The 3,196-nt window shown below is 63.0% G+C and carries 3 protein-coding genes and 1 pseudogene; 3 read left to right on the forward strand and 1 reads right to left on the reverse strand.

Features of this window, described 5'->3' with window-relative positions; genetic code table 11:
- Positions 1-473: LysR family transcriptional regulator (locus tag ENZ75_RS26230; RefSeq protein ID WP_127224426.1), on the reverse strand; the 473-nt coding region annotated here is incomplete at its 3' end.
- 122 nt (positions 474-595) lie between these two features.
- On the opposite strand from ENZ75_RS26230, the gene ENZ75_RS26235 reads away from it, so the two are divergent.
- The 3 genes and pseudogenes from ENZ75_RS26235 to ENZ75_RS26245 form a co-directional block, all read left to right on the forward strand.
- Positions 596-1,636 (forward strand): aromatic ring-hydroxylating dioxygenase subunit alpha, encoded by a 1,041-nt coding sequence (locus ENZ75_RS26235; protein WP_013530418.1) that lies wholly within the window; start codon positions 596-598, stop codon positions 1,634-1,636.
- A complete protein-coding gene (locus ENZ75_RS26240; protein ID WP_063168716.1) occupies positions 1,633-2,760 on the forward strand; it encodes a 2Fe-2S iron-sulfur cluster-binding protein in 1,128 nt (375 codons plus the stop codon). The genes ENZ75_RS26235 and ENZ75_RS26240 overlap by 4 nt, the downstream gene beginning before the upstream one ends.
- Before the next feature lie 42 nt (positions 2,761-2,802).
- Positions 2,803-3,196, forward strand: a pseudogene (locus tag ENZ75_RS26245) (histidinol-phosphate transaminase); the annotation flags it as partial.

The following is a 3,196-nucleotide window of genomic DNA, read 5'->3' on the forward strand; positions in this document are numbered from 1 at the left end:
TCGGTGTAGTGCTCGAAATCACGATATTTCGTGCCGTACGAAATACGGAAGTCAACTTGTTCGGCGCCCAGCCTTGGCTCCGTCTCGGCGCCCACCAGCCGCACGGTCGCGCCGGGGTGGTCGACCTGCCAATCCAGGAGCTGCGGGCCGATCCATTTGCTGGCCAACGACGGCAGGCAGGAGATGGTCAAAGTGTCCGCGGACCGGGCCTGTTCGATGAGATCCTGGGCGTCGCGAATGTGTTCGAAGCCGACGGCAACCGCTGCGTGGTAAACGCGGCCCAGCGCGGTGAGGGCGACACTCCTGCCGCGCCGTTCCAAAAGCCGCGCCTCCAGCGCGTCTTCGGCCTTGCGGATCTGCTGGCTGACCGCGCCGACGGAGACGCCGAGTTCGTTGGCGGCCGCCGTCACACTGCCACGCCTGCCGAAAGCCTCGAAGGCCTGTATCGCACGCAGTGGGGGCGTCTTCTTCACCTGGGCAACAATCCTGGGGTCAGCTTGATTTAGTTTTTCTAAAATAGAACACAGATGCAAGCCCTATGTCGTCCCAGGCCCGCAAGATATTCGTTTAGGCGTCACAAGCTCGGGAGGACGCCATGTTTCTTCGAAACTGCTGGTACGTTGCCGCATGGGACCATGAGGTCGCCGACAGGCTGGTGCCGACCCGGATACTTGGCGAGGACATTGTCCTCTACCGCCGGACCGATGGCGTGGTGGCGGCGCTCGAGGATGCCTGTCCCCACCGCAAGCTGCCGCTGTCCATGGGCCGCATCAAGGGCGACACTGTCGAATGCGGCTATCACGGGCTGACCTTCGACAGCACCGGAACCTGTACGCGCGTGCCCGGTGCTGAAAAGATACCGCATGTGGCATGCGTTCGTTCCTATCCGATCGCCGAACGTTACGGGCTGCTGTGGATATGGATGGGCGAAGCGGCAAAGGCCGACCCCGCGCTGATTTTCGCGGTCGACCACTGGGGCGATCCGGCATGGGGCGTCAATCGCGGCGAGTCCATGGCGCTCGATTGCAACTACCTCTACATGACCGACAACCTGCTCGACCCCTCGCATGTGTCTTGGGTCCACCAGTCCTCCTTCGGCGGCGTTCAGGCGATGGAGGATGCGCCACTCGAAACCACCGTAGGCGCGGACGGCGTGACCGTGTGGCGCTGGGTGGTCGATGCCGCGCCGGCGCCCTTCTATGCGCCTTTCCTCAAATTCTCAGGCAATTGCGACCGCAAGCAGCACTACGAAGTGCGCTACCCCTCCAACGCCATCATCAAGGCGATCTTCGTGCCGGCCCGCACCGGCGGCGAGGGCAAGCCGCTGCACGAGGACGTGTTCCTCATGGACAGCTACAACTTCATGACGCCGGTCGATGAGAACCAGACGAAATATTACTGGTTCCAGATGCGCAATTTCGCCCCCGACGATTTGGAGGTTTCCCGCCAGTTCGCCACCTCTGTGCGCGGCGCCTTCGACGAGGACCGCACCGTGCTCAATGCCGTGCACAAGGGCATGGCAAACAAGCGCACGCCCAATCTCGATCTGAAGATAGATGTCGGACCGCTGCGCTTTCGCCGGAACCTGGCCAAGCTGATCGCCAGCGAGAGCCAGCAATTGGCAGCTGCCGAATGAATGCATTCACCGCTCGCGACACCATCGCAAGAAGCGGATTTCGCGACCTGAAATTGGTCGCGAAGGTGCGCGAAAGCGCCCTCATCACTTCATTCCATCTCGAGCCGGTCGATCCACAGGACTGGCGCGACTTCCAGCCGGGCCAGTTCCTGGTGTTCCGGATTCCGGTAGCGCGGGAGGCCGCCGGCGAAAGGGGATATGTGCTGCGCAACTACAGTATCTCCTGTTCCCCAGACAGCGCTTCCTATCGGATCAGTGTGAAGCGTGAGGCAGCACCCGGGCCGGGGCTTCCCGATGGGATAAGCTCGTGCTTCCTGCATGACCGTATCGACGTCGGTGATGTGCTTCAGGCGGAAGGGCCGCGCGGCGATTTCGTGCTCGACAAGGCCAGCAACCGTCCAGTCGTGCTGCTCAGCGGCGGCGTCGGGCTGACGCCGATGGTGTCGATGCTGCATGCGTTGGCTTCGTTGCCGGACCGCCGTGCCGTCTTCATTCACGCCTGCGACAACGGCGATGTGCATGCCTTGCGCGATGAGGTGACCGACCTGGTCTCGACCCGTCCCGGCCTGACCGCACACTTCTGCTACCGGCTCCCGTCCGAGCGCGACAAGGCCGAGCAGCGCTTTCATAGCGAAGGCATGATTTCGCGGGACGTGCTGCAGCGTTTGCTGCCGATCGATGACTATGATTTCTACCTCTGTGGCCCGCCGCCGTTCATGCAGGCGATCTACGTCATGCTGCGCGAGCTTGGCGCGCCAAGGTATCGCATTGCCTACGAATTCTTCGGCCCGGCGACGGTGCTTGAGCCCGATGCAGTGCGAGTTCCCGCGGTTCCAGCGCAGCCGGCAAGGATCGAGCCGGCCGGGGAAGCGACAACCGTGGAATTTCGGAAGTCGGGCCTGACGGCCGTCTGGGATGGCTCGGCCGTATCGTTGCTCGACTTCGCCGAGAACCAAGGTCTGTTGCCGGAATTCAGCTGCCGGGCCGGCATCTGCGGCACATGCAAGTCGCGGCTGATCTCGGGCGACATCGCCTATTTCGAGGAACCGCTGGACGAGCTTGGAAGCAGCGAAGTGCTGTTGTGCTGCTCCAAGCCGCGCGGATCAGTCGTCCTCGATATTTGACAAGATTGCCGCGCGTGGGCGCGGGGAAACGGAAGTCGGGATTTGGAACAGTCGGTCAAACCAGCGTCGAGCCTGCCGCTCAATCCGCATATCGCCGCCTTGCCGCCCTACAATGCCGGCATGAACATCGCGATGGCGCGGGCGCTGAGTGGCCGCAACGATGTCGCCCGGCTGGCCAGCAACGAGAACCCGGATGGGTGTTCTCCCGCCGTCATGGCCGCATTGGCCTCCTCATCCTTCGAGCCATGGCGCTATGCCGATCCGGCCTGCACGGCGCTGCGGGCGGCGCTTGGCGAAAAACTGGCGATCGATCCTGGCATGATCGTTGCCGGCAATGGTTCCGAGGAGATGATCGCCGCCATCTCGCGCGCCGTCCTGGTGCCGGGCGCCTCGGTCGTCACCACGGTGCCGAGCTTCGGGCTGCATGAGATAGAGC

It is taken from the genome of Mesorhizobium sp. M7A.F.Ca.CA.002.04.1.1 (assembly GCF_004022805.1).
GTDB lineage: Bacteria > Pseudomonadota > Alphaproteobacteria > Rhizobiales > Rhizobiaceae > Mesorhizobium > Mesorhizobium ciceri.

Coding starts and splice junctions, on each gene's coding strand:
- ENZ75_RS26240 (WP_063168716.1), top strand. CDS start 1,633: ATGAATGCATTCACCGCTCGCGACACCATCGCAAGAAGCGGATTTCGC.
- ENZ75_RS26235 (WP_013530418.1), top strand. CDS start 596: ATGTTTCTTCGAAACTGCTGGTACGTTGCCGCATGGGACCATGAGGTC.